We start from the raw sequence: 25,171 nt of genomic DNA, 5'->3' as shown, positions 1-25,171 counted from the left end.
GATGAAGCCTGCACAGGCCGCAGCAGAATATGCTGCAAGGGCCGCTCAAAACGCCACATTCGCGCTATTTCGCGATTTATTTGGCGAAGCGTACAGGGGGCCCTGCCCGGTAGCATGAAACGGTCAACAGCTCACCCCGCCACCGGAAGCCGAACCATGAAGAACGCCTCGCTCGTCGAAGCCGACCGCCAGCATCTGATCCATCCCGTCGTCAACTATCGCGCGCACGAGGCGCGCGGCGTGACCGTGCTCGAATCCGCAGAGGGCGTCTTCCTGCGCGACGCGAACGGCCATCAACTGCTCGACGCGTTCTCTGGCCTCTGGTGCGTGAACACCGGCTATGGCCACGCGAGCATCGTCGAAGCGGCCACGCGCCAGATGGCCCGGCTACCCTATGCCACCGGCTACTTCCACTTCGGCTCGGAGCCCGCCATCGAACTGGCCGCGCAACTCGTCGAACGCGCGCCCGCCTCGCTGCAGCATGTGTATTTCACGCTCGGCGGCTCGGACGCCGTCGATTCCGCGCTGCGCTTCATCACGCATTACTACAACGCAACGGGGCGCCCCGACAAGAAGCACTTCATTGCGCTGGAACGCGGCTATCACGGCTCGTCCTCGATCGGCGCGGGGCTCACGGCGCTACCTGCGTTCCACCGCAATTTCGACCTGCCGCTCGCCACGCAGCATCACATTCCCTCGCCCTACGCGTATCGCAGCGAACATGCCGACGACGCCGCGCTCATCGCCGCCTCGGTGGCGGCGCTCGAAGCGAAGGTGGCGGCGCTCGGCGCCGAGCGCGTGGCGGCGTTTTTCTGCGAGCCGGTCCAGGGTTCCGGCGGTGTCATCGTGCCGCCCGTCGGCTGGCTGAAAGCGATGCGCGAAACTTGCCGCAAGCTCGACATCCTGTTCGTCGCCGACGAGGTGATCACGGGCTTTGGCCGCACGGGGCCGCTGTTCGCATGCGCAGCGGAGCAAGTCGAGCCGGATCTGATGACCGTCGCCAAGGGCCTAACGGCGGGCTATGCGCCCATGGGCGCCGTGCTGATGTCGCACGCCGTCTACGAGGGCATCGCCGATGGCGACGCCACCGCCGTGATCGGTCATGGCCATACGTATTCGGCGCACCCGGTGAGCGCCGCCATCGGGCTCGAAGTGATGCGCCTCTATCACGAGGGCGGCCTGCTCGCGAATGGCGTGGCGCGCGCGCCGCGTTTTGCACTTGGGCTCGACGCATTGCGCGAGCACCCGCTGGTGGGCGATGCGCGTCACCGCGGCCTGCTCGGCGCGCTCGAACTCGTGGCCGACAAGGCGAGCAAGCAGCGTTTCGACGCAGCGCTCGGCCTGCCCGAGCGCATTGCGGCCGCCGCGTACGGCAACGGCCTCGTCTTTCGCGCGTTCGGTGACGGCGTCCTCGGCTTCGCGCCCGCGCTGTCCTTCACGGAAAGCGAATTCGACCTGCTGTTCGAGCGCCTCGAAAAGACGCTCGACGACGTGCTCGCGCAACCCGAGGTGCATGCGGCATTGAAGGCAAAGAATGGGGTCAGCGCTCGTGTCGCCGCGTGATAACATCGTTCGATCCTTCGACATGCAGGGCCGCCCCCGTCACGATGAGCAACGACTGCAAGCTGGACCGAATCGATCTGCGCATCCTCTCGCAGTTGCAGAAGCGGGGGCGCATCACGAATGTCGAACTGGCCGACGCAGTCGGGCTGTCGCCGAGCCCTTGCCTGATCCGCGTGAAACGGCTGGAGAAGGCGGGCTTCATCGTCGGCTACGGCGCGCAGATCCAGCTGGAAAAACTGGGCGATGTGCAGGTGGTGTACACCGAGGTCACGCTGGCCGACCATCGCCGCGAGGACTTCATCAAGTTCGAGAAGGCGATCCGCGAGGTGGACGAGGTGGTCGAGTGCCACCTCGCAAGCGGCGGTTACGACTATCTGCTGAAGTTTGTCGCGCGCAGCGTGAGTCACTATCAGAGCATCGTCGAAGGGCTGCTGGAGCGCGACATCGGCATCGAAAAGTACTTCAGCTACGTCATCATCAAGACGGCGTTCGTCAAGACGCACTACCCGCTCGAGACACTGTTCTCGCACAACCTTCATTCCTGAGCGCGGCACACGCAGGAGGAGCACGCGAGGCACGCGCCTCGCGCGCCTCGCGCGCCTCGCGCGCCTCGCGCGCCTCGCGTACTCGCCAGTCTTCTCGCGCACGTTTTGCGCTGAAGCCTCGCGGCTTTGGCGCGCCCGTCGTGCGCAGCCTGTTCCCCGCATCGCTCCACTCTCTTCCGCATGGCCGGAAAGGAATCGCCCCATGAGCACGCACTACCCCTTGAGCGCGCTGATTCGTAGCGACAACTTCATCGACGGGCAATGGAGGGCGGCAGCGTCCGGCAGGCGCTTTGCCGTCACCGATCCCGCCACCGGCAATACCGTCGCCGAAGTGGCCGACAGCGACGCGACCGACGCGCGCGCCGCCACCGATGCCGCCGCCCGCGCGTTTCCTGCCTGGCGCGACACGCTTCCCGCCGAACGCGCCGCGGTGCTGCGCCGCTGGCACGCGCTGATCGTCGACAACGCGGACACGCTTGGCGAACTGATCTCGCGCGAACAGGGCAAGCCGCTGCACGAAGGGCGCGGCGAGGTCATGTATGGCGCGTCCTACGTGGCATGGTTCGCCGACGAGGCCACGCGCATCTACGGCGACCTCATCCCGCAGCAGCAGCGCGGCAAGCGCATGAGCGCGGTGAAGGAGCCCGTTGGCATCGTCGCGGCGATCACGCCGTGGAACTTCCCGCTCGCCATGATTGCGCGCAAAATCGCGCCTGCCCTCGCGGCGGGCTGCACCGTGGTCGGCAAGCCCGCCGAGGACACGCCCCTCACCGCGCTCGCGCTCGCGATGCTCGCGCACGAGGCGGGTGTGCCGCCCGGCGTGCTGAATCTGATCTGCGCGTCGCGCGAGCGTGCGGTGCCCGCCGTCGCCGACTGGCTCGCAGACAGCCGCGTGCGCAAGATCACCTTCACGGGATCGACGCCCGTGGGCAAGCATCTCGCGCAGGCATCGGCGGCCACGCTGAAAAAGCTCTCGCTCGAACTGGGCGGCAACGCGCCGTTCATCGTGTTCGACGACGCCGATCTCGACGCGGCCGTCGCCGGGCTCATGGCCGCGAAGTTCCGCAACGGCGGCCAGACCTGCGTGTGCCCCAATCGCGTGTACGTGCAGTCGGGTGTCTACGAGCGGTTTGCGGACAGGCTCGCCACGCGCGTGGCCGCGCTGAAGGTCGCGCCTGCCACCGACCCGGCTGCGCAGATCGGCCCGATGATCAACGCGCGCGCGCTCGACAAGATCGCCCGTCACGTGGACGACGCCGTGCGCCGCGGCGCACGCGTGCTCACGGGGGGCCGGCGCCTCGCCGAACTGGGCCCGAACTGGTACGCCCCCACCGTGCTCGCGGGCGCGACGCCCGAGATGCAGCTAAGCTGCGAGGAAACCTTCGGGCCCGTGGTGCCGCTGTTCCGCTTCGACGACGAAGCCGAGGCGATCCACGCGGCCAACGACACCCCGTACGGTCTTGCCGCGTACTTCTATAGCCAGGACCTGCGCCGCATCGAGCGTGTCGCGCGCCAGCTCGAAGCCGGCATCGTCGGCATCAACGAAGGCGCGCTCGCGAGCGAAGCGGCGCCCTTCGGCGGCGTGAAAGAATCGGGCTACGGCCGCGAGGGCTCGAAGTACGGGCTCGACGACTACCTCTCCATCAAATACCTCTGCCAGGGAGGGCTTGCATGAGCGCCTATCCGATCGAAGTCGCGTTTCCCGACATCGCCGCACACGAGCACGGCAACACGGGCATTGCTTATGTGCACACGTTCGACTCGGGCGTAGCCGGGCCGCACGTGATGATCAACGCGCTCACGCATGGCAACGAGGTGTGCGGCGCAATCGTCGTCGATGCCTTGCTGCGCGAGCGCTTGAGGCCGCGGCGCGGCAAGCTCACGCTCGCGTTCGCGAACGTCGAGGCTTACGCCCGTTTCGACCCGGCGCAACCCGACGCCGCGCGCTTCGTCGATCAGGACTTCAACCGCGTGTGGACCGCACAGGCGATGGATGACCGCTCGCGCGACTCCAGCGAATTGCGCCGCGCCCGCGCCATGCGGCCCGTGATCGACCAGGTCGATCTGTTGCTCGATCTTCATTCGATGCACGAGAAAAGCGCGCCGCTCATCGTGGCGGGGCCGCTCGCCAAAGGCGTCGCGCTTTCCGCGCGGCTCGGCGCGCCGGCCACCGTCATCTGCGACGCAGGTCACCCCGAAGGCCGCCGGATGCGCGACTACGAAGGTTTCGGCGACCCGTCGAGCACAAAGAACGCACTCCTGATCGAATGCGGCCAGCATTGGGAAGCGAGCGCCGTGACCGTGGCGCGCGATGTGACCGCGCGTTTTCTGCTGCTGGCGGGCGTGGTGGACGAAAGCGACCTGCCTGCAGGCTGGCTCCAGCCGCTGCCGCCGGAAATGCGCGTGGTGCGAGTGACGGAACCCGTCGTCGCGAAGAGCATGGACTTCCGTTTCGCGGGCGAGTACACGGGCCTCGAAACGTTTCCCAAGGCGGGCGCCGTGATCGGATGGTCGGAAGGCGAGCCGGTACGCACGCCATACGACGACTGCGTTCTCGTGATGCCGTCGCTGCGCCAGCTGCGCCCGGGCGTGACGGTGGTGCGCCTCGGCAAGATCGAACAGCGCATTGCCCGCACGCACTGAGACGCCATGAATATTTAATCAGGAAAACGAATGATGAATGTTCAGAAAATCCAGCAAAGCATCGCTGTTCAAGACCTCGAAGACTGGGGCACGGCCGGCACGCCCGATGCCCGGTCCATCCGCGTTTCCGGCCTGCAGAAGGTCATTCCGGGCACGGAGTCCATCGATACGGGCCTCTTCGAATGCACAAGCGGAACCTACCGCCGCTCGGTGAAAGAGGCCGAGGTCATGCACATCTTGAGCGGCAGCGGGCGCTTCACACCGGATGGCGAGGCGGCCGTGCATTTCCGGGGCGGCGATACGCTCTTCTTCGCGGCGAACACCGAAGGTACATGGGAAGTCGACGAGACGATGCGCAAGGTCTACGTCATCCTCTGACGCGGAATCTGGCGCCAGGCGCGCGGCGCTCGCTCAAGCGGCTTCGAGCGCCCTCGCCTGCTGCAGAAAGGCGCTGGGCGTGACGCCGCAAAAACGCTTGAAATGGCGCGCCAGATGGCTCTGGTCGAAGAAGCCGACTTCGGTTGCGACCACTGAGCCCGGCACGCCGGCCAGCAGCAGCGTCTGCGCGCGGCGCACGCGCACTTCGCACAGGTACTTGTATGGCGAGAGGCCGACCTGCTCGCGAAAGACAGTAGCGAAGCGCGAGACGCTGAGCGCCGACACTTCGGCCAGCTCGGCGAGGCTCACCGACCGGTCGAAATTCGCTTCGATATAGGCCAATGCGTTGCGAAGCACGGTAACGGGCGCGGCAACTGATGCCTTCGCGGTATGCATGAGATCAAGCCTCGCTGGCGGTCTGTACGTGCACGCTCGCCGCCGATGCCGTGCGCCCGAAGCGTGCGATCGAAAACGGTTCGAGGGGAATGTCGGTCGAGCCGGCGTCGAGCAGTTCAGCCAGCGTTTCGCCCACCCCCGGTCCGATCTGGAAACCCGAGCCGCTGAAGCCGAAGGCATAGAAGAGACCATCGGTCGTCGAACTCGGGCCGATGACCGGCTCCGAGTCCGGCAGGTAGCTTTCCACGCCGCTCCATACGCGAATCACATGCAGCGGCGCGAGCGCGGGAACGAGGCGCCGGAACTGCGCGATCTGCTGCACGGTGTTGCCCGGCAGCACACTGGCGCGGCGCGTGAGCGCATCGGCGGGTCCCGGCGCGCCGCCGCCCAGCACGAGGTTGCCGCGCGGGATCTGCCGGAAGTACACGCTCTCTTCCTTGATCGACGTATAGACGCCCATCGAATGCATGAAGCGGTACGGCACGGGCTCGGTCACGGCCATCTGCGGGCCGCGAGTCACGAGTGGCACCGGCTCGCCGAATTGCGCCGACAAGGCGCCCGCCCACGCACCCGCGCAGATGAGCACCTGCTCTGCGCGCCATACCGCGCCCGTCGCGCTCTGCACGCGAAAACCGCCGGCTTCCTTCTCCACACGCACGATATCGGCGTTCTCGACCAGATTCGCGCCCAGCCGCGCGGCCGCCCGGCCGAAGGCCGGCGCGGCCAGACGCGGGTTCGCATGGCCGTCGCGCGGCGAGATGGAAGCCGCCAGCACTTCGCGGCCGAGAAATGGAAAGCGCCGGAACAGCGCCGCGCCGTCGAGCACTTCGAGATCGAGCCCATAGGCGCGCGCCTCGGCGGCATAGCGATGGAAGTACTCGGCATCGTGCGCGTGATAGCACACGCGCGTATGGCCAGAGGGCAAGAACTCCACGTCCTCGCCGAGCAGCGACTGCGCGCGGTACCAGATGTCGAGCGCGCGATTGGACATCGCGAGCTGCGAGAGCGCACGGCCCTGGCGGCGCACGCCGCCGAAATTCACCCCGCTCGCCTGCTGCCCCGTCAGTCCGCGTTCGATCAGGATAACCGAGCGTTTCCTGCGCCGCAGGAAGAACGCCGTCGATGTCCCGACGATGCCGCCGCCGATCACGATCACGTCGGCCCGATCCGTCATTCGCTGAACTCCTTTACGTCCTTGATGCGGCACACGCCCTGCTGCGCGTCGTGCTGCGATTCTTCGGCACTGTCCGCAGCGGCGCTCAGCGTCATCGTGAGCGGCTTCACCGGCGCCTGGCCGCGCAGCCGGCCCACCGCTTCGAGCGGCACGCGCGCTTCGGCGGCAATGACTTCGGCACCCGCGTGCGCGCAGAAGCGGCCCTGGCAGCGGCCCATCCCCACGCGCGAAAATGCCTTGGCGCGATTCGCTTCCGTCGCGCCCGTCTCTCGCACCACGCGGCGCAGTTCGCCCGCCGTGATTGCCTCGCAGCGGCACACCACCGTGTGGTCCGGCAACGCCGCCGCAAACTGCGCGGGCCAGGGAAACGCCGTGCGCAAGCCCTGCGCGAAACGCGTGTAACGCGCGAGCTCGCCGCGCAGTCGAGCGGCCTCGGCGAGCGTGCCGGACGGGCCCGCTCCCATATCCTGCAATGCCGCGAGCGCGGCGAGACGCCCGGCACGTTCGGCCGCGTCGGCGCCGCGCACGCGCGCGCCGTCACCGGCCAGATAAATGCCGGGCACGCTGCTGCGGCCGTCCTCGTCGATCTCGGGCAGCCATTGGCGCGCGCGCCGATCGAACGCGAACGCGCAGCCGGCGAGATCGGCAATCTGGGTTTCGGAGCGCAGGTGATAGCCCAGCGCCACCGCATCGCATGGCACGCGATGCTCGCTGCCGTCGGCGAGTTTCACGCGCACGCCGGCTACGCCATGCTCGGGCGTGCCGTCGATGGCGAGCGGCGTGATGCCGCGATGCACGCGCACGCCGGCGCGGCGCAGCACGCGAAGGAGCGCCATGCCCTTGCGCAACGCGGCGGGCAGCTGCAACAGGTCGGGCAGCGCGCGCACGCGCTGGCCGAACGTGGACGTATCGAGCACCGCGCTGACCGTCGCGCCCGCTTTCACGTACTGCGCGGCGACCAGATAGAGCAGCGGGCCCGAGCCCATCATGACGGTGCGCGCGCCAATGGCGCAGCCCTGCGACTTCAGCGCGACCTGCGCGCCGCCGAGGCTATAGGCGCCCGCGAGGTGCCAGCCCGGCACCGGCATGAGCCGGTCGGTCGCGCCGCTGCAGACGATCAGCGTATCGAAGGCAAGTTCCTGGTAGTGCGAACCGCTCACGAGATGCACGGACTTAGGCGTGACGTTCCAGACCAGCGTGTCCGGCACGTAATCGATATGGGTTCGTAGCGCGTCGAAATCGTGGTGCAGCGTCGCCGCGCGGGCGGCCTCGGTGCCGTACAGCGTCTCGTAACTGCGCTTGAAGCCTTCGGGCTGACGCCGATAAATCTGGCCGCCGTCGCGCCGCCCTTCGTCCACGACAACGGGGCGCAGGCCCGCCGCAACCAGCGTCTGCGCCGCACGCACCCCCGCGGGCCCGGCGCCGATCACCACCACCTTCAGTCCTGCGTGTGTGGCCATACGCCCTCCCCGGCAAGCGCATTGCGCGTGACGATCGACATGCCACGCGCCGCCGGCGTCGTGCAGGCGCGCAGGCGTTCGCCCTGCGCGGTCCACACCCAGCAGTCCTGGCAGGCGCCCATCAGGCAAAAACCGGCGCGCCGCCCCTCGTCGAATTCCGAATCGCGCAGCGCGTCCTGCGCGGCGAGCAGCGCGACCATCAGCGTGTCGCCCTCGGCAGCCCGCGCCACCCGGCCGTCGATCACGATGTCGAAGGTCGGCCGCCCCGCTTCGGCCACTCTCACGAAGCGCGCACTCATGCGGCGGCCCTCCTGGCGGCTTCGGCAACTTGCGACGCCTGGAGCGCCTGCAAGCGCTCCAGTTCTGCCGTCGTGTGGTGGCACAGAATCTGCGCCCCGCCGGGCAGGCGCTTCATGCCGGGCGGCGTGACGTTGCACGCGCCATCGATGCGCACCGGGCAACGCGCGCGGAACGCGCACAGTTCACGCACCTCGGCAGAGGGTCCGAGCGGCGGCAGCGGCGTGCCGGTCACGGCGCGGCGCGCATCGAGCCAGCCCGGCTGCAAGGCAGGCACCGAATCGACCAGCAGCCCCGTATAGGGGTGATAAGGCGGCGCCTGCAGCACGTCGCGCTGGCCCGCCTCGACGCATTGGCCGCCGTACAGCACCACGACATCGTCGCAGATCGCGCGCACCGTCGAAATGTCGTGGCTGATGAACATGTACGAAACGCCCAGCTCGCGCCGCAGTTCGCCAAGCAGATCGAGAATCGCGGCGCCGACCACGGTGTCGAGCGCGGACGTCACCTCGTCGCAGAGAATGAGCTCGGGCTCGGCCGCGAGCGCCCGGGCCAGGTTCACGCGCTGCTTCTGGCCGCCCGACAGGCCGCCCGGCTGACGCTTCGCAAGCGACGCCGGCAGCTTCACGAGATCGAGCAGCTCCAGCATGCGCTTTTGTGCGGCGGCCCCGCGCAGGCCGTGATAGAAGCACATGGGCCGCGCGAGAATGTCGGCGATCGTGTGGCTCGGGTTGAGCGCCGTATCGGCGTTCTGGAACACGATCTGGATGCGGCGGTACTGGTCGGGCGTGCGCGCCGAAAGCGCAGCGGACAGCGGCACGCCGTCCAGCAGCACCTCGCCGCGCGCGCGCTCGACCAGCCCGGCCACGACGCGTGCGAGCGTCGTCTTGCCCGAGCCCGATTCGCCGATCACGCCCAGCGCGCCGCCGCGCGGGATGCGCAGGCTCACGTCCTCCAGCACGCGCGCGGCGGGCACGCCGTGCGCATCCACGCGGCCATAGCCCGCGATCAGGTTGCGCACTTCGAGCAACGGCACCTCGGCCGCAGGGCTCGCCGCGGGTGGGCCCGGGTCGGGGTGCCGGCGCGCGGCCAGCAGCGCGCGCGTGTAGTCGTCCACGGGCGCATCGAGCACCTGGAGCGTCGTGCCGTTCTCGCGCACCGTGCCATTGTTCAGGACAACGATGCGATCGGCCATCTGCGCGACCACCGCGAGATCGTGAGACACATAGACGGCGGTCGTGCCCAGCTCGCGCACGACCTTGCGAAAGGCCGCGAGCACCTCGATCTGCGTGGTCACGTCGAGCGCCGTGGTGGGTTCGTCGAACACGACCACGGCAGGATCGGTGATCAGCGCCATCGCCGCCATAAGCCGTTGCAACTGGCCGCCGGACACCTGGTGCGGATAGCGCGCGCCAATGGTTTCGGGCGACGGCAGCGCGAGCGCGCGGAACAGGCTCACCGCCTTCTCGCGCGCCGCCGCGGGCGACATCAGCTTGTGCAGCAGCGCGGGCTCGGTCACCTGGTCCATGATCGTGCGCGCCGGGTTGAAGCCGGCCGAGGCGCTCTGCGCGACATAGGCTACGGTACGCGCGCGCAACGCACGGCGGCCGCGTTCGTCGAGCGCGAGCACGTCGGCGCCGCCGATCCTCACGGAACCGCCCGCAATCGTGCAGCCGTCACGCGCATGGCCGAGCAGCGAGAGCGCGATGGTGGTCTTGCCCGAGCCCGACTCGCCGATCAGCGCAAGCACTTCGCCCTTCTTCACCGTGAAGTCGACGCCCTTGACGATCTCGACGACCGGACCGGGCGCCGCGCCCGCCACCGCGTCTACCACTACCCGCAGGCCCGCCACTTCGATCATGTTCATTTTCTACCTCCGTGCGCGCGGCCGCCGTGACGGCGCAAGCTGTCGATGAGCAGGTTCACGCCGACGGTGAGCGTCGCAATCGCCACGGCCGGCATCAGCACGGCGGGCGCGCCTTCCGGGAGGCCGCCAATGTTCTCGCGCACGAGCGAGCCCCAGTCCGCGTCCGGCGGCTGGACACCGAGGCCGAGGAACGACAGGCCGGAGAGCAGCAGCACGATGAACACGAAGCGCAGGCCGAAGTCGGCGAGCATCGGGTGAATCATGTTCGGCAGCACTTCCACGCGGGCGATGTAGAACAGCCGTTCGCCGCGCGCTCTCGCGACCTGCACGTATTCGAGCGTCATCAGGTTCACCGCCAGCGAGCGCGAGATGCGGAACGCCCCCGGAATATAGGCAAGCGCCGCGACCGCGATGAGTATGGGCACCGAGGAGCCGAATGCGGCGATCACGACGAGCGCGAGCACTTTGCTGGGAATGGAGATCAGCGCATCGAACAGGCGGCTCAGCACCTCGTCGACCCAGCGCGGCGCCACGGCCGCAAGCAGTCCGAAGAATGTGCCGACGCCGCTCGCGAGCAGCGTGGCGGCGAGCGCGAGACCCACGGTGTACTGCGTGCCGTACAGCACGCGGCTCAGCATGTCGCGGCCCAGGAAGTCGGTGCCGAGCAGATGCGCCGCGCTATACGAACCGAAGATCTCCGTGGAAGTGATGGCGCCGCCCTTGTACGGCGCGACGAGCGGCCCGATGAAGGCGACGCCGAGCCAGAACACGACGATCGAAAGCCCGATCAGGCCGAGCACCGGGAGACGCCCGAGGATGCGGCGCAACGGCGAGCGCGGCGGCGCGGGAACCTCGTTCGGCGTGTCCTTGTCGGCGTCGGCCGCGGGCCGGTCGTCGCTCTCGCCCGCGGCGTAGAGCACGGTCGTGGCATGAGATGTGGCGGGTCGGATCATCGTTGACGCAGCCTCGGGTTGGAAACGATTTGACACAGGTCCGCGATCAGCACGAGCACCAGATACGCGGCGCAGAACACCATCACGCAGCCCTGCACGAGCGGCAAGTCACGGTTCGTCACGGCGTCGACCATGAGGCTCGCGAGCCCCGGATAGTTGAAGATCGACTCCACGATCACCACGCCGCCGAAGAGATACGAAAGGCTCAACGCGACGGCATTGGCGATCGGGCCAATCGTGTTCGGCAGCACGTGGCGCAGCACGATGCGCGCGGGCGAGGCGCCCTTCAGGCGCGCCATCTCCACGTAAGGCGCGCCTAGCTGGTCGAGCACCGCCGCGCGCGTCATGCGCGCCATCTGCGCGACGATCACGCAGCACAACGTCATGACCGGCATCGCGTAGATGCGCAGCAGCGTGCCGAACGAATCCACCTCCGAGAGGTAGGAGAGCGCGGGTAGCCAGCGCAGCTTCACGGCGAAGACGAGCACGGCGATGGTGGCGACCAGGAACTCGGGCACGGCCACGGCGGAAAGCGTGAGCACGTTGAGCGCGCGATCGAGCAGCGAGCCGCGGAACACGGCGGAAAAGATCCCGATAGCCAGCGCGAGCGGCACCGAAACGAGCGTGGTGAGCCCCGCCAGCACGAGCGAATTTGGCAGGCGCGTGGCGATCAGCTCGCTCACCGGCAGGTTGTTCGAAACGGAAGTGCCGAAGTTGCCGGTGGCGGCCTGGACAAGCCAGTGCAGGTAACGCGTGAGCGCGGGCTGGTCGAGCCCGAACTGGTGGCGCAGCGCGGCCACCTGCTCGGGCGTGGCGGCCTGGCCGAGCGCCTGCTGCGCGGCGTCGCCGGGCAACAGGCCGGTCAGGCCGAACACGATTGCCGAGACGATCAGCAAGGTGAGCAGCGCGAGGCCGAGACGCGCGGCAATGAGTCGTTGCGCGTGAGCTTTCATCGGATGTCGCCTCAGGGTTGATGTGACTGTCCCGGCCGGACGTACGCCCGGCCGCACGCATCAGGCTTCGAGCCAGACGTTCTCGGCGAATTTGAAGCCCATGAGCCCCGCAATCGGAATCGAGCCGAGCCCCTTGAGTTTCGTCGTGTGCGCGTCGAGCGAGCTCAGGAACAGCGGAATGCCAATGCCGCCGTCACTGTGCACGAGCACCTGCATGTCGCCGTAGATCTTCTTGCGCTTCGCCTCGTCGGGCTCGGCGCGCGCGGCAAGCAGCATCTGGTCGAACTTCGGATCCTTCCAGTTCGCCTCGTTCCACGGCGCATCCGACTTGAAGAACTGCGTGAAGATCACGTCGGCGCTCGGGCGCGCGTTGATGTTGCCGAAGGTCAGCGGATGCTTCATCCAGTGGTTCGACCAGTAGCCGTCGGCCGGCGTGCGCACCACCTGGAGGTTCAGGCCCGCTTGCGGCGCGATCTGCTGAAGCAGCATCGCCATTTCGACTGAGCCGTCCGCCGCCGGCGAGGCATAGATTTGCAGCGGCGCGCTGCCGAGCTTCGCCTTCTGGAAATGGAACTTCGCCTTCTGCGGATCGAAGGTGCGTTCCGGCAGGCCGGCGAAGTAGTACTTGTTGGTCGGATCGATCGGCTGGTCGTTGCCGATTGCGCCATAGCCGAGGAACACGGCGTTGCGGATCTGCTCGCGGTCGAACAGATGCATCATGCCGCGGCGGAAATCGGCGTTGCCCGTGATGCCGCCTTCGTCGCGCATGATGAGGTCGGTGTACTGGCCCGTCTTCGTCTCCTTTACCGCGAAGCCGGGCGTGCCCTTGATACGCGCGGTCGAGCGCGGGCTGACCTGGTTGATGAGTTGCACGTCGCCGGAGAGCAGCGCGTTCACGCGCGCCGATTCGTCGCCGATGCCCACGAGCTCGATCTCGTCCAGATGCGGCAGGCCCGGCTTCCAGTAGCGCTCGTTGCGCACGACAACCGTGCGCACGCCCGGCGAGAATTCCTTCAACTTGAACGGGCCCGTTCCCACAGCCGTCTTGAAGTCGTTCGTGCCGTCCTTGACGATCATGAAGTGCGAGTCGGCAAGGATCACGGGCAGATCGGCGTTCGCGCCCGCGAGCGTGATGGTCACCTCGTTCGGTCCCGTGGCCTTGACGTCCTGGAACTGGTCGGCGAGCGTCTTCACCTTCGAGCCCACCGCGGCGTCCTTGTGGCGCATGAGCGAGTAGACCACGTCGGCGGGCGCGAGCGTCTTGCCGTCGTGGAACTGCACTCCGCTGCGCAGTTTCGCCACCCACACCGTCGCGTCCTTCGTTTCGAGCGACTGCGCCAGCGCCATCTGCGCGCCCAGGTGCGCGTCGTACTCGGTCAGGCCGTTGTACAGCATGTTCGCGCGAACGTAGTCGGTGGACACCGACTCCTTCGCGGGATCGAGCGTGTCCGAAGCCGACGACGACTGCGTTGCTACGCGGATCTTGCCCCCCTGCTTCGGCTGTTCCTGCGCGAAGGCCGCACCGCTCGCGCTCAGCAGCCCCGCGCCGGTCATCGACATCATGCCGCCAGCCACCATCGCACGGAGGAGGTCGCGACGTGTGGCGCCGCGCCGGGTCAACTCATCGAGCCTGACGCCGGGGTGGGCCAGCGCCTGGGCCAGGTCTTCGGGCGATTTATCGGTGCTCATGGAACTTCTCCGCGTCTGATGTGGGGGGCGTCAGCTCGACATATCGAGTCTGTGTCTTGTGGACTATCGGAACAGCTGGTTCAGTAAAAAGCGTCTTTGATCTGGTAGTACGCGCCGACGAGCGGCAAAAACCACGGCTTGCCCGTATGCCCCGGAATGGCGGGCCACGCAAAATCGCGCCACGGGTTGGCCGCCGCATTGCCGCTCATCACCTCGGCCATCACCTGGCCCATGTGCGTCGACATCTGCGTGCCGTGGCCGCTGTAGCCCATCGAGAACCACACGCCGTCGTGCTGGCCGGCGCGCGGCAGACGGTCCGCCGTGATGTCGACGAGGCCGCCCCAGCAGTAGTCGATGCGCACGCCCGCGAGAGCCGGAAAGAGCTGTGCGAGATTGCGTTGCAGGATGCGGCCGCTCTTCGCGTCGGACGGCTGCTCCGACGCGGTGAAGCGCGCCCGGCCGCCGAACAGCAAACGCGAATCGGGCGTCACGCGAAAATAGTTATGCATGAGGCGGCTCGTCGTATAAGACCGGCGCTTCGGCAAGAGCTGCAGGAGCTGCGCGGGCGGCAGGGGCTCGGTCACGACGATGAACGAGCCGACTGGCGCGAGACGCCGCCGGTACCACGCAAACGGCCCGTTCCGCGAGGGCCCTGTCGCGATCAGAACCTGTTGCGCGCGCAACGTGCCGCGCGACGATTCCACCCGGTACGCGCCCCCTTCCTTCGCAATCGACGTCACCCCGGCGTGCTCGTAGAGGCGCGCGCCACGGCGCGCGGCCGCGTTCGCGAGCCCGACCGCAAAGCGGCCCATATGCATCTGGCCGCCGTGCTTCTGGAGCAGGCCGCCGAAGAAGCTGTCCGACTCCACCTCGCTGCGAATGCGTTCGCGGCCAATGATCTCGACGTCCGGGTCGACTTCGCGGCGAATCAGCTCGGCCGTGCGTTCGAGGTGCTCGAGGTGATGCGGCTTCGCTGCGAGCTTGAGCTTGCCCGAGGCAAGGTAGTCGCAGTCGATGCCCTCTTCGCGAATCAGCCGCTCGACGGTCTCGACGGCCGCGGCGTAGGCGCGGTAACAGCCCTGCGCGCGCTCGACGCCCAGTTGCTCGCGCAGCGCCGCGTAGTCCTGCGCCACGCCCGTATTGCACTGGCCGCCGTTGCGCCCCGACGCGCCGCCGCCCATGCGGCCCGCGTCCAGCACCGCGACACTCGCGCCCCGGCGAGCGAGCGCCAGCGCCGCGGAAAGCCCCGTGAAGCCGCCGCCGATCACGGCGACGTCCACGCGCCCCTCCGCCGGCCCCTCGCTTGCGAGGAGCCCGGCAGGTGCGGTATCGAGCCAGTAGGAATCGAGCTTCATCGGGCGGCCTCGGCTATGTCGGTTCTCACAGGCCCAGTTGCGTCGCGAGCTCGCCGATCGTCTCGACCTCGTAGTACTCGTAGTACGGCGTGCCCGGCTCGTGGCCGCGCTTCACGAACGCCTTGTGCTTGATGCCCAGGTCGTGCGCCGTCATGAGGTCGTAGCGCAGGCTCGACGAAACGTGCAGCACGTCGCCCGGATTGCAGTTCAACTGGTCGAACATGTATTCGAAGCCTTGCATACGCGGCTTGTACGACTGGGCCTGCTGCGCCGTGAAGACGCGGTGAAACGGGGCGCCGAGCTTGTCGACGTTGCTCTGGATCTGGTCGTCCGAAGCGTTCGAGAGGATCACGAGCTTGTACTTCTTCGCGAGGCGCGAGAGACCTTCCGGCACGTCCGGGTGCGGGCCCCAGGTCGGCACGGCGAGGTAGAACTTTTCGGCTTCGGACTCGATGAACTCGACATTCATGCGCTTGCAGGCGCGGCGCACCGAATTGACGACGACGTCGCGATACGGCTTCCATGCGCCGAGCACCTCGTCGCGGCGATAGCCCGCGAAGAACGCGACGAACTTCTCGAGATCGGCGCCCTTGAGGCGGTCGCCGTACATCTCGCGCGCCATGTCGGCCATGCGGAACTTCGTCAGCGTGCCGTAGCAGTCGAACGTGATGTACTTCGGCTCGAAATCGATCATGATGGCAATCCTTTCGTAGGATGAACCCGCTCCGGGCTCAGTGGCGAAAACAGGAAGAAATGCATCCCTGTGGAAAATTTAAACAGCGCAAAAAACCGGGATGTCGTTGAATCCGGGTGGCCGGACGGTATAAACCACGCGTTTCGAGGGGCCGCCACAGCAGATTCTGCGGTACCGCCGTCACGCGCCGGTCGCTTACGGGCGCCTTGCGCCCGCATGACCGTGCGTTTATTCGCGTCCCTTTTCCCCCCTCGTCAGCTCCGCGTATCGATCAGCACGCTCTTGAAGCGCAAATGCGCCTCATAGCCCTGCCGCCCGAGATCCTTGCCCATGCCGGAGCGCTTGTATCCGCCCGTCGGGATCATGAAATCGTTGCTGCGGCCATAGCGGTTGACCCACACCGTGCCCGCCTCCAGCGCGCGCACGAGACGCAGCGCGCGGCCGATGTCCGCGGTATGCACGCCGGCGGCGAGGCCGTAGTCGGGATGCGAGGCAAGCGCGAGCGCTTCTTCCTCGGTGTCGAAGGTCTGCACCGTGAGCACGGGGCCGAAGATCTCGGCGCGCACGGCCTCGGTCTGCGGGGTCACGCCGGTCAGGATCGTCGGCAGGTAGAAGGCGCCCGGCACAGGCGCGTCGGCGCGCCGGCCGCCACAGCGCACGATCGCGCCTTCGGCCACGCTGCGCTCGACGATCGCTTCGATGCGCGCGGCCTGCGTCTGCGAAATGATGGGCGGCAGCGTCGTGCCGGCCGCCCATGTCGCGCCGGCGCGCAGCGCCGCGAAGGCTTGCCCGATGCGCGACACCAGTTCCTCGGCAATGCCGCGCTCGACCAGCAAACGCGAACCGGCCACGCACACTTGCCCCGCATTGCCGGCAATCGCGCCGGCAATGCGGCGGGCGACCTCGTCGAGCTTCGGCGCGTCGGCGAATACGATCTGAGGGCTCTTGCCGCCCAGTTCCAGCGTGAGCGGCTTGGTGCCCGCTTGCGCGCACGCCGCCATGATCGCGGCGCCCGCGCGCGTCGAGCCGGTGAACGTGACCTTGGCGACGCCCGGATGGCGCACGAGCGCGTCGCCCGTCGTCGCGCCGTCGCCTTGAACGACATTGAAGATGCCAGGCGGAATGCCCGCCTCGATCGCGAGTTCGGCAAGACGCAGCGCCGAGAACGGTGTCATCTCCGAAGGCTTGAGCACGACGGCATTGCCCGCCGCCAGCGCGGGCCCCATCTTCCACGACGCCATCACGAGCGGAAAATTCCACGGCGCGATCGCCCCGACCACGCCATAGGGCTCGGCGATCGTCATGCCCAGATGGTCGTGATCGGTGGCCACGACCTCACCGCCGATCTTGTCGGCGAATTCGGCGTAGAAGCGGATGCCTTCCGCCGTGTACGGCACGTCCCACGCGCAAACGTCGCGCACCGGGCGCGTCGAGCCGAGCGCTTCGAGCGGCGCGAGCGTGGCGGTATCGGCGGCGATGAGGTCCGCGAAGCGGCGCAGAACGCGGGCCCGCTCGCGCGGCGCCATGCGCGCCCAGCCGCTTTCGCGAAACGCTCGCGTGGCGTTCTCGACGGCACGGTCCACCATCTGCGCGTCGGCAACACCCACTGAGGCGTAGGCAACGCCGTCCGATGGCCGCGCAACGTCGATGCGCGCCGCGCCCTCGACGACCCGCTCGCCGCCAATGAAATGGCCGCCTTTTTCGGCTGCCGTGGCAGCCACCGCGTCAGGATCGAACTGGTCCATGACTGAATTCCCTCGACTGGTCTCGATGGGAAATATCGTAGGTCCGCTGCCGCCGCATATTTCACCGACAAAAATGCGCAATCAGCAGATTCGGCGCGTTATCGGCCCCTCAACCCCGCGTTTTGCATTGCATCACGGCTGCGGGCCGTCCGCGCATCCGGGCGCGTCCGGAACAGGAAGATCGTCCTAGCCAGTCAAAGCGCGCGATGCGATAGTCACGCTACGCATACACAGAATCCGGAGGCCGGCGTGTCCGACCCAAACCTGACCGGCGTCATCACCTATCGCGCCTTTACTGCCGACGACCTGCCCGCGGCTCACGCGTTGTCGACCGCGGTGCGCTGGCGCCACCGCCCTGAAGACTGGCGCTTCGCCGCACGCATCGGCGACGGCATCGTGGCCGTGGATGAAAGCGGCTCGCTCGTCGGCACGGCTTTTTCCTGGTTGTTCGGCCCCGATGCGGCGACGCTCGGCATGCTGATAGTCAAGCCGAGCCATCAGCGCCGCGGTATCGGCCGGGCCATGATCGAGCACTGGATGCAGGCGCTGGCATCGCGCACGCTGCTGCTCCATGCGAGCGACACCGGCTGGCCCCTCGTCGAGCGGCTTGGCTTCACGCGTATCGGCCGAATCCACCAGCATCAGGGTGCGGCGTTCCAGCCGCCGCTCGTCTCGCTGCCCGCCGGCGAGCGGCTGCGTCCGATCGGCGCGAGCGACCGGCCCCGCCTGATCGAGCTGGCCACGCGCGCGAGCGGACTCGACCGCTCGGACATGCTGCCCAGGCTGCTCGATCAGGCGAGCGGCATCGCGCTCGACCGCGACGGCGAACTCATTGGATTCGCGCTCTTTCGCCGCTTTGGCGACGGGCACGTGATCGGCCCCGTGATCGCGCCGGATTCGCCGGACACGTGCCGCGCGAAGGCGCTGATCAGCCATTGGCTCGCTTCGAACGCGGGCATGTTCGTGCGCATCGACACGCCCGTCGATCTCGGTCTGTCCGACTGGCTGGAAGGGGTGGGGCTGCCGCTCGTCGACCATATCGAGAAGACGGAACGCGGCGCCCCGCTGGACGTCGATGCGGAATTCAGGCAGTTCGCGATTACGAGCCAGGCGGTGTGGTAATACGCGTAGACCGAGGTTGAACCCTCGGCGGCCTGAGACGTTTGGGTGAAGGCGCCTGGAACTCAGAATCGCGTCTGCATTCCGATGCGTGCGATGAACTGCGATGGGCTGCTCGATGCGACCATCACATCGTTGATCTGCGCCGCCGCTCCTTCGTTCGTGCGTTGGTAAATGGTGGCTGCGTAGACGCTGGTGCGCTTTGACAGTGCGTAGCCGAGCATCGCGGTAAGCTGATGCGCATGATTGTTGTCGACGACATCGTTGCCCTTCATGTACATATACGCTCCGCTGAGCGACCACTCGGGGGCGATCTGCCACAAACCGCCGAGCTCTGCCTCCCAGACCGCCGCGCCGTTCAGTTCGTTGCGCACTGCGGTGTAGATTGCGGTCGCCGTCACGGAACCCATCCGGTAGTGGGCACCGAAGCCCCAGTTTCGCACGCTATCCTGCACCCCAGATACCGCCGTCTTGACCTGCGTAAACGCAGCATTTGCACCGAATCCCCCGTTCGCATAGTTCAAGCCCGCGCTCGTGCCGCTGTTGGAGCCGAACGATCCGGCGACTCCCCCAAAGCCGTACATCACGCCACCCGAAAAGCCGCCGAAGTTCGCGCTCTGGTATTTGACCGAATTGTTGACGGCCACGCCCGCCATGCGATCCCAGTTGAATGCGCCCGTGGGGTTCTCCGGCAGCGCAAGCTTCGCAAACGGGCCGTTCGGAAAGTCGTAGATGCCTTGCGCGTAGATCCCGCCGTCGTCGAGGAACAGCGACTCGAACATGAAATCGTACTGGTTGCCGAAGGTCAGTTTGCCAAAGCGCTCGTCGTCCAGACCCACGAAGGCCGAGCGGGTGAACAGACCGCCGCCCGGCATGAACGAGCCCGTGCCCATCTCGTACTGATCCGTGAGCTCGAAGATCGCGTGCGTACCGCCGCCGAGGTCCTCCTTGCCCGAAAAATTCAGCAGGTTCGGCACCGCAATGCCGTCGTCGAATTTGAACGCGTGGCCGCCGGCCTCATTGCTGACATAGGACACACCCGCGTCCATCATGCCGCTGATCGTGACACTGCTCTGCGCATAGGCGTGGCATGCGAACAAAAGGCTCGCTGCGACACAAAGGGTCCTGACTTTCACTCACTGTCTCCTGATTGAATTCTGGTATTGGCTTCGCGACCGGGGCGTCGCGGGTTGGGTTTCTGCAATCGTCCGCACGCGCGGCTCAGGCCGCGTCCTCCTTCATGCCAAGGGCGGTCTCCGTTGCGGCGGCACGGCGCCGACGCGGTGCGGTCTCGACGAGGAACAAGGACACCACGCCGCCCGCGATCAACCCGCCGAGTGCAAGCGTCAGCGTGGACGGCAGGCCGAAGTGCTGCGCGACAAAGCCCGCAGCCGCAGGCGCGAGGCCGCCGCCAAAAATCTCGCCCGCACCGGAAACGAAGCCGACGGACGACGCGACGAGCCCCACCGGCGCGGCTTCCGTTGCGATCGGGCCGCTGAACAGGCCCAGCAGTCCCAGCGCAAACACGGACACGCCGAACAGCAGGGCGAACAACAACTGCGGGTTAGGCCCTGTGTGAGCGAACAGATACAGAAGCGCGGTGGCCCCGGCGAACGCGAGCAGCGCGGCATTGCGCCGGCCGATGAAGTCCGATGCACCCGCCACCCCGAACGAGCCCACGAAGCCGCCAAAGCCGATCGCCGAGACGACGAACCCCATCTCCTGCGTGTCGAGATGCAGCACTTCGACGAGATAGGTCGGCACCATCGCGCTCACGACGAAAATCCCCGCCATCGCGCACAGGATCGCCAGCATCGCAAGCCATACGTTGCGGCTACCGAAGAGTGAGATCCAGCGCGGCCGCGCCATGTCCGCCTGCGCGGCGGACGATGCGCTGCGCGGCTGCTCGCGCAGCGTACGCGCGATGAGTGCCGCGACGATCAGGCCCGGCACCGCGGAAATCATGAAGACCCAGTGCCACGACGGCACGACCCGGAGCAACTGCGTGGCGAGAATGGGCGCGAAGCCAAGGCCGAGCAGCGAGAACATGCTCAACTGCAATCCCTGGTTGAGACCGCGCCGTGACGGCAGGGACGCCTCGCCGGTCGCGGCGACGCTCGCCGGCGTGAACGCGCCCTCCGCCACGCCCATCACCGCACGGATCAGCATCAAGCTCGCAAAGCTGGCAGCAAGGCCGGACAGACTGGAGAGCAGGGAGAACGCCACCATCGTGACGACCAGGATACGTTTGCGGCCGATCCGGTCGGAGACCGGGCCCATGGCGATGGCCCACACGCCCCAGGCCACGCTCAGAATGCCGATCAGGCTGCCGAGCTGCTGAAAGTTCAGATGCAGGTCGCGCATCATGTGCGGAAACAGCGGTGCGACGATCCAGCGGTCCAGTCCGACCAGGCCAAAACCCAGTCCGAGAAGAATCAGTGTTTTTATTTCGTATACCGAATCATGTTTCCTGCTATTCGGCGTGTCATGGGGTACCGCGGAATGCATGGGGTGTCTCCTGTCGAGGTTTTCGAATATTGATTATGATCAATATTTGTTATTCATGATAAGTTGTTTCACGGAAAGCGCAAGAATCGCGGTCTAGGGGAAAACGCCGAACCCAAAACCGGCCGCAGCCTTGTGAACGCGCAGCGTCCATGCCCTCTCCGATCAGGGAAGCCAGTAGCCACGTGCTATGATTTATTGCACCGTTCCAGCGTATTGCTCATTGCCATGCCGACCAAGTCCGCTCCCGATAACACCAACGTCAACGACGCGTCCTCCAGCCAAATCGACCAGTCGGAATTGCAGGATCTTCTCGGATACAACGTTCGACGCGCCTATCTGGTGATCCAGACGCACTTCGACGGGCAAATGGAAAAGCTCGAGCTGCGCCAGGCCGACTTCGCCGTGCTCTCCACATTGCGGCGCAATCGGGGAATCAACCAGAAAGCCCTGTCCGAAGCGCTGGCCATCGCGCCGCCCAACCTCGCGACATTGCTGGACCGGCTCGAATCGAACGGGCTGCTGACCCGGCAACGCAGCACCGAGGACAAGCGCATCCAGTTGCTCGCACTGACACCGGAAGGCACGAAACTCCATGCCCAGGCCCTGAAGGCCGCCCAAAGAGCCGACGAAGCAGCCATCCATAAGCTCTCCGGCGACGAGCGCGAACAGTTGAAGCGACTGCTGTCGAAAATCTACGCAGCCTGAGCGGCAACCGGTCCGGCAGGCAAACCCAGGCACTGCCGCCGGACCCGCGCGTCAGTCGAGCACCTCGCCTGCCCCCACCAGCATCAGCGCATCGAGCGCCAGCACACCCTGCCCGCGCGGATAGACCACAACCGGATTGAGGTCGACCTCCCGAATGCCGGGCTCCGATTGCAGCAACGCACCGAGCCGCACGACCACGTCGGCGAACGCCTCGACGTCGAGCGCGGGGGCGCCGCGATAGCCATGCAGCAGCGGCGCACCTTTCAGGCGGCCGATCTCGCGCACCACCGCCTCGCGGGTCAGGTCGTGCGGCAGCAGCCGGACGTCGCGCGTCACCTCGGCTGTCACGCCGCCGAATCCGATCATGATCACCGGACCCCACTGGGGATCGCTGCGCGCGCCGACGATCATTTCGAGTCCACGCGCGCCCATCGCCTCGATCAATACGCCGTCCAGCGCGGCCGCAGGGGCATGCCGCCCGACATCGTCGTGGAGTCGCGTCCAGGCCGCCCGCAGGGCCTCGGTGCCATCGACACCGAGTATGACGCCGCCGACGTCGCTCTTGTGGCTTAACTCGGCCGCCTGCACCTTGAGCGCAACGGGGTAGCCGATCCGTTGCGCGCACAACAATGCGGCATCGAGGCTCGTGACGAATTCGCCGCGCGCGAACGGAATGCCAAGCGGCGCGAGAATCCGCTTCGCCTGGTATTCGGGCACGACGCCCCCGCGATGCGGCAGATCGGCTGCCACCGGCTCGAACACGGTTTCGGTGAAATCGCGCGTACTCAGTTTGCTCAGCCGCGCGACGGCCCGCAACGCGCGCTCCGTGCCCGGAAAGTACGGAATGCCGAGTTCGCGCATCTGTGCGATGTACTCGGGCGGCACCGCCGCTCCTTCGTCGAGCCCCGCACAGATGACTGGCTTTTGCGGACGCAGCTCGCGCACCGCGCGCAGCACGGGCGGCATCTTGATCGCGCACGTCACCGGATCGGTCTGGATCAGCCCAACGACGACGGCCGAAAATCGATCATCGTCGAACAGCGCCGAGAGGGTGCGGTAATACAACTCCGGATCGACGAGCCCCTGTGCGGTCAGATCGAGCGGATTGGAGAGCGCGACAAACGGGGGCATGGCGGCGCGCAGCGCGGGTGCATCATGATCGCCGATGGTTGGCAGATCGAGATCGAGTTCATCGCAGATATCGAGGCACAATGCCTTGAAGGCGCCCGACTCACCGAGGATCGCGGCGCCCCGGCCCGGCAGCCGCGCGCAGCGCAAGCCGATCTCCGCGATATCGCCCAGCTCTTCCAGGGTCTGGGCGACCACGATACCGGCGCGTTCCACCTTGGTCAGCATGACTGAATAATCGCCTGCCATTGCCCCGGTATGCGTCGCCGCCGAGGCCCGTGCCGCCGCGCTGCGCCCCGGATGCAGCAGCACCAGCAGCTTGCCCGCCTCGCGTGCGCGCCGGGCAGCGTCGAGCAGGCGGCGCGGCTCGCGGAACTGCTCGGCAATCATGGCGACGACACGGGTGCCGGAATCATCGAGCAGAAACTCCAGGTAGTCCTCAAGGTGGCTGGCCGCCTCATTTCCCGTTGACACGGCGTAGGAGAGCGGCAGGTTACGGCTCGTGAGCGTGGTATTGAGCACGGCCATCATCGCCCCGCTTTGCGAGAGAATCCCGATCGCGGGCTGGCTGGCGCTGCGCTGCGCCTGCGCCGGACTCACGTCCGTTTCGATGAACGTGAGCGGCACGCGGTCCAGATAATTGATGCAGCCGAGGCAATTGGGCCCTTCGACAAGCATGCCCGCCTCGGCGGCGATCCTCGCAATTTCCTGCTGCTGCGCGATCCCCTCCGAACCCGCCTCAGCAAAGCCGGCCGAAAAGATCACGACTGCGCCCACCTTGCGCGTCGCGAGCTGGCGTACGGCGTCGAGCACCGCCGGCTGCGGAATCGCCAGCACGGCGACGTCCACGTCAGCAGGCAATGCCTCGATCGATTTCACGCATGGCCGCCCGTTAATGTCGTCGCGTTTCGGATTGACCAGGTAGATTCGGCCCCGGTAATCGTTGCGCTCGAGGTTGGCCAGCACCGATGCGCCGAGCGCGCCCGGCGTCGGCGACGCGCCGACGATGGCGATCGACGCCGGCCTCAGCAGGCGCGCCGCGGCATGGCTGCTCATCCCGGGCCGCTCGCCGGGTTGGATCGTATTCATGTCGGCTCGCTCCTGCGCTTACGCGCGCTGCCGGGTCGCATCGTAGGTGCCGAGACCGGGCTTGTAGGTCTTGTCGTCGAGAAACTGCCTGAGGCCTTCCTTGCGGCCATCGTCATCGAAGCTGTTCGCCGCCTCCTGGGCGCGCACGAGGAAATCCTCGGCATTATCGTAGGTCATCTCGCGCACCCGGCGGACCGCGTCCTTGGTCGCCTTCAAGGCAACCGGGTTCTTTTCGAGCAGCGCCTGCGCCACTTCGACCACGCGTGCACGCAGTTGCGCGGCGGGAACCGCCTCGTTCACAAGGCCCCATTCTTCCGCCTTGCGTCCGTCGATGTTTTCTCCAAGCATGGCGTGATACATCGCGCGGCGGAACGACAGCAGCTCCGCTGCGACTTTCGACGCGCCACCGCCCGGCAGAATGCCCCAGTTGATTTCCGAAAGGCCGAAGCGCGCTTCCTCTGCGCAGAACGCGAGATCGCAGGCAAAGAGGGGACCGTAGCCGCCGCCGAAACACCAGCCGTTGATCATCGCGATCGTGGGCTTCTGATACCAGCGCAGGCGGCGCCACCAGCCGTAGCTCTCGCGCTGGGCCTTGCGCGTACCCTTGAGGCCGTGCGCTTCGGTATCGCGGAAGTACTCCTGGAGGTCCATGCCGGCCGTCCACGCGGAGCCTTCGCCGGTCAGAACGAGCACGCCGACATCGGGATGAAACTCCAGTTCGTCGAGCACCTCCATCATGCGCCGGTTCAGTTGCGGGCTCATTGCGTTGCGCTTTTCCGGGCGATTGAAGCGGACCCATGCCACGCCATCCTCGATGCTGAAAACGACCGTTTGCTGTTCTGCCTGACTGCTCATTTTGCATACCTTATCAAATAGTGAAAATGTCGATCGCAGCGCCCGTGCGCGGGCG

At 66.9% G+C, this 25,171-nt stretch carries 22 protein-coding genes; 7 read left to right on the top strand and 15 right to left on the bottom strand.

Annotated elements, in window-relative coordinates; translation table 11 throughout:
- The first annotated feature begins 156 nt into the window (after positions 1-156).
- From BFE01S_RS00780 to BFE01S_RS00760, 5 genes are all read left to right on the top strand, one after another.
- Entirely contained in the window at positions 157-1,563 is a 1,407-nt protein-coding gene (locus tag BFE01S_RS00780; RefSeq protein ID WP_028223944.1) for an aspartate aminotransferase family protein, read from the top strand.
- 44 nt (positions 1,564-1,607) lie between these two features.
- Positions 1,608-2,108 carry an Lrp/AsnC family transcriptional regulator gene (locus BFE01S_RS00775; RefSeq protein ID WP_028223943.1) on the top strand — a complete coding sequence of 167 codons (501 nt, stop codon included), beginning with the start codon at positions 1,608-1,610 and terminating at the stop codon, positions 2,106-2,108.
- 202 nt (positions 2,109-2,310) lie between these two features.
- Entirely contained in the window at positions 2,311-3,783 is a 1,473-nt protein-coding gene (locus tag BFE01S_RS00770; protein ID WP_028223942.1) for an NAD-dependent succinate-semialdehyde dehydrogenase, read from the top strand.
- A complete protein-coding gene (locus tag BFE01S_RS00765) occupies positions 3,780-4,751 on the top strand; it encodes a M14 family metallopeptidase (protein ID WP_028223941.1) in 972 nt (323 codons plus the stop codon). Before BFE01S_RS00770 ends, BFE01S_RS00765 begins: the two co-directional genes overlap by 4 nt.
- 33 nt (positions 4,752-4,784) lie before the next feature.
- On the top strand, positions 4,785-5,129 hold the full coding sequence (locus BFE01S_RS00760; RefSeq protein ID WP_028223940.1) for a cupin domain-containing protein: 345 nt from the start codon (positions 4,785-4,787) through the stop codon (positions 5,127-5,129).
- Between the two features lie 33 nt (positions 5,130-5,162).
- Here the strand turns inward: BFE01S_RS00760 and BFE01S_RS00755 are convergent, their stop codons facing one another.
- The 11 genes from BFE01S_RS00755 to BFE01S_RS00705 all read right to left on the bottom strand — a co-directional run bounded on the left by BFE01S_RS00755 (position 5,163) and on the right by BFE01S_RS00705 (position 17,712).
- Entirely contained in the window at positions 5,163-5,525 is a 363-nt protein-coding gene (locus tag BFE01S_RS00755) for a helix-turn-helix domain-containing protein (protein WP_042336945.1), read from the bottom strand.
- Between the two features lie 4 nt (positions 5,526-5,529).
- Entirely contained in the window at positions 5,530-6,699 is a 1,170-nt protein-coding gene (locus BFE01S_RS00750) for an NAD(P)/FAD-dependent oxidoreductase (protein WP_028223938.1), read from the bottom strand.
- Positions 6,696-8,159 (bottom strand): FAD/NAD(P)-dependent oxidoreductase, encoded by a 1,464-nt coding sequence (locus BFE01S_RS36895; RefSeq protein ID WP_042336944.1) that lies wholly within the window; start codon positions 8,157-8,159, stop codon positions 6,696-6,698. Before BFE01S_RS36895 ends, BFE01S_RS00750 begins: the two co-directional genes overlap by 4 nt.
- Positions 8,138-8,458, bottom strand: coding sequence for a (2Fe-2S)-binding protein (locus BFE01S_RS00740; RefSeq protein ID WP_028223937.1), 321 nt, complete (start codon positions 8,456-8,458; stop codon positions 8,138-8,140). Before BFE01S_RS00740 ends, BFE01S_RS36895 begins: the two co-directional genes overlap by 22 nt.
- Positions 8,455-10,323: an ABC transporter ATP-binding protein gene (locus tag BFE01S_RS36890; RefSeq protein ID WP_042336943.1), complete on the bottom strand. Its 1,869-nt coding sequence runs from the start codon at positions 10,321-10,323 to the stop codon at positions 8,455-8,457. Before BFE01S_RS36890 ends, BFE01S_RS00740 begins: the two co-directional genes overlap by 4 nt.
- Positions 10,320-11,276, bottom strand: coding sequence for an ABC transporter permease (locus tag BFE01S_RS00730; protein WP_028223936.1), 957 nt, complete (start codon positions 11,274-11,276; stop codon positions 10,320-10,322). The genes BFE01S_RS36890 and BFE01S_RS00730 overlap by 4 nt, the downstream gene beginning before the upstream one ends.
- Complete coding sequence (locus tag BFE01S_RS00725) at positions 11,273-12,229, bottom strand: ABC transporter permease (protein WP_028223935.1); 957 nt, start codon at positions 12,227-12,229, stop codon at positions 11,273-11,275. Before BFE01S_RS00725 ends, BFE01S_RS00730 begins: the two co-directional genes overlap by 4 nt.
- 60 nt (positions 12,230-12,289) lie before the next feature.
- Positions 12,290-13,918, bottom strand: coding sequence for an ABC transporter substrate-binding protein (locus BFE01S_RS00720; RefSeq protein ID WP_028223934.1), 1,629 nt, complete (start codon positions 13,916-13,918; stop codon positions 12,290-12,292).
- An 80-nt stretch (positions 13,919-13,998) separates the two neighbouring features.
- Positions 13,999-15,273: an NAD(P)/FAD-dependent oxidoreductase gene (locus tag BFE01S_RS00715; protein WP_028223933.1), complete on the bottom strand. Its 1,275-nt coding sequence runs from the start codon at positions 15,271-15,273 to the stop codon at positions 13,999-14,001.
- Positions 15,274-15,298: 25 nt separating this feature from the next.
- Positions 15,299-15,967: a haloacid dehalogenase type II gene (locus BFE01S_RS00710; RefSeq protein WP_028223932.1), complete on the bottom strand. Its 669-nt coding sequence runs from the start codon at positions 15,965-15,967 to the stop codon at positions 15,299-15,301.
- A 254-nt stretch (positions 15,968-16,221) separates the two neighbouring features.
- Positions 16,222-17,712: an aldehyde dehydrogenase family protein gene (locus tag BFE01S_RS00705; RefSeq protein WP_028223931.1), complete on the bottom strand. Its 1,491-nt coding sequence runs from the start codon at positions 17,710-17,712 to the stop codon at positions 16,222-16,224.
- Between the two features lie 249 nt (positions 17,713-17,961).
- On the opposite strand from BFE01S_RS00705, the gene BFE01S_RS00700 reads away from it, so the two are divergent.
- Entirely contained in the window at positions 17,962-18,834 is an 873-nt protein-coding gene (locus tag BFE01S_RS00700) for a GNAT family N-acetyltransferase (RefSeq protein WP_028223930.1), read from the top strand.
- A gap of 62 nt (positions 18,835-18,896) precedes the next feature.
- Here BFE01S_RS00700 and BFE01S_RS00695 read toward each other — a convergent pair whose 3' ends face one another.
- Positions 18,897-19,967 (bottom strand): porin, encoded by a 1,071-nt coding sequence (locus BFE01S_RS00695; RefSeq protein WP_028223929.1) that lies wholly within the window; start codon positions 19,965-19,967, stop codon positions 18,897-18,899.
- 85 nt (positions 19,968-20,052) lie between these two features.
- Complete coding sequence (locus tag BFE01S_RS36885; RefSeq protein ID WP_042336942.1) at positions 20,053-21,339, bottom strand: MFS transporter; 1,287 nt, start codon at positions 21,337-21,339, stop codon at positions 20,053-20,055.
- 225 nt (positions 21,340-21,564) lie between these two features.
- Here BFE01S_RS36885 and BFE01S_RS00685 point away from each other — a divergent pair, with 225 nt between their 5' ends.
- A complete protein-coding gene (locus BFE01S_RS00685; RefSeq protein WP_028223928.1) occupies positions 21,565-22,044 on the top strand; it encodes a MarR family winged helix-turn-helix transcriptional regulator in 480 nt (159 codons plus the stop codon).
- A gap of 51 nt (positions 22,045-22,095) precedes the next feature.
- On the opposite strand, the gene BFE01S_RS00680 is transcribed toward BFE01S_RS00685, so the two are convergent.
- Both BFE01S_RS00680 and BFE01S_RS00675 read right to left on the bottom strand, forming a co-directional pair.
- Positions 22,096-24,261, bottom strand: a complete 2,166-nt coding sequence (locus BFE01S_RS00680) for an acetate--CoA ligase family protein (RefSeq protein WP_042336941.1) — start codon at positions 24,259-24,261, stop codon at positions 22,096-22,098.
- Between the two features lie 18 nt (positions 24,262-24,279).
- Positions 24,280-25,116, bottom strand: a complete 837-nt coding sequence (locus BFE01S_RS00675; protein ID WP_028223926.1) for a p-hydroxycinnamoyl CoA hydratase/lyase — start codon at positions 25,114-25,116, stop codon at positions 24,280-24,282.
- Positions 25,117-25,171 lie beyond the last annotated feature (55 nt).

Origin of the sequence: Paraburkholderia ferrariae NBRC 106233, assembly GCF_000685035.1 — a bacterium.
GTDB classification, from domain to species: domain Bacteria; phylum Pseudomonadota; class Gammaproteobacteria; order Burkholderiales; family Burkholderiaceae; genus Paraburkholderia; species Paraburkholderia ferrariae.
This window is presented reverse-complemented; position numbering and strand designations above follow the sequence as displayed.